This window comes from Parapedobacter sp. SGR-10 (assembly GCF_011030405.1).
In the GTDB taxonomy this organism is placed as follows: Bacteria; Bacteroidota; Bacteroidia; order Sphingobacteriales; family Sphingobacteriaceae; genus Sphingobacterium.
Genome location: NZ_JAAJTJ010000064.1, coordinates 1 through 1,262 on the forward strand (window position 1 = coordinate 1; position 1,262 = coordinate 1,262).

Sequence of the window (1,262 nt, forward strand, 5' to 3'; positions counted from 1 at the left end):
TAAAAGATCTTTACCCGCAGAACTATAAGAAAATTATTGACAAATCAAATATGTAGTTCATAGGGCGGATACACCACAACGATCCTTTCGATCATGCCATTATAGCACATGCTGTTACTGAAAAGCTTATACTCGTTTCCTCTGACCGTAAATTTAAAGATTACACTGCACAAAGCCTGAATTTCGTTTTCAATAAGCGGTAACAGATCTTTAATTTCGTTTAGAGTTATTCACTTAGTTACTTATTATAATATCGTTGTAGGTCAGTTTTTTATGTTTTACCATTCTTGAAATTAGATTATCAAAAATAGTTTGCTTGTGTATTGACCTGTTTATTCTGTAGCTGAATTCATCCAAATAGCCCTGTATGTGATGTTTATGTATGTTGGAAAAGCTGGATCTCATCCATGCTTTTAGCTGATGTATAATGGTGTTCATCTCAAAAAAGGTTCTCCCTTTATCGCTCTTTTGCTGGCTGATATTATATTCCTTTTTCAAAGGCTTGTAGCCTGTCCATTTATCTGTCATGACCTGGGCATTGTTTGAAATGTGGGCATCGAAGATGACTCTCAATGAGGCGCAGCTGTAATCCTCGATAGGCTTGAAGTAAACCCGTTTAATGCCCGAGTTGTCCTTCTGTACCGCGGCAACGATTTTCTTCTTCTTGCTGTCCGTACTGCGCCCCTGTTTGAGGTCTTCACGACCGCCAAATACAAATTCATCAACGATCACATCCCCGTCCATCGGGTCTTTACCACTACTTTTCATCGCTTTACGGACTTTTTGCATAAAAAGCCAGGCCGTCACATAACGAACCTCATAGCGCTTGCTCATCTGGTTGGCTGAGATGCTCTTGGTCGTAGCGCTCATCTCAAAAACCATCCCGAAGGCCTTGCGCAGCCCAAACTTAACCTTGTGGAAAAGCGTACCGGCAGTAGGACTTTCAAGATGGTGGCATCTGTTGCAGTCTCTTGCCAAATTCTTCTTACGAACAGTATATTTTGTATGTCCACATTTTAAACATCTATAACCATAGGAAGCTTTCCGTTCTGCCAAATAAGCAAGACAGTCCTCATCACTCTTGAACCTATCAAAAAAACTGACAATGCTTTCTCCTTTAAAAATATCCATAAATTAAATATACGTATTTAAATGAATAGCTCTAATTTCGTTTAATATAGTATCATTATTTGCGATGATCGTATTCTACTCCATGTAAAACCCTTGTTATATTAGCTGACTATACCCGGCAATTAATAGTA

The 1,262-nt window shown here is 38.7% G+C and carries 1 protein-coding gene; it reads right to left on the bottom strand.

Annotated features, from left to right (window positions below; all coding sequences use genetic code 11):
• Positions 1 to 234: 234 nt before the first annotated feature.
• A complete protein-coding gene (locus tag G5B00_RS17860; protein WP_163878831.1) occupies positions 235 to 1,131 on the bottom strand; it encodes an IS1595 family transposase in 897 nt (298 codons plus the stop codon).
• Positions 1,132 to 1,262: the final 131 nt, after the last annotated feature.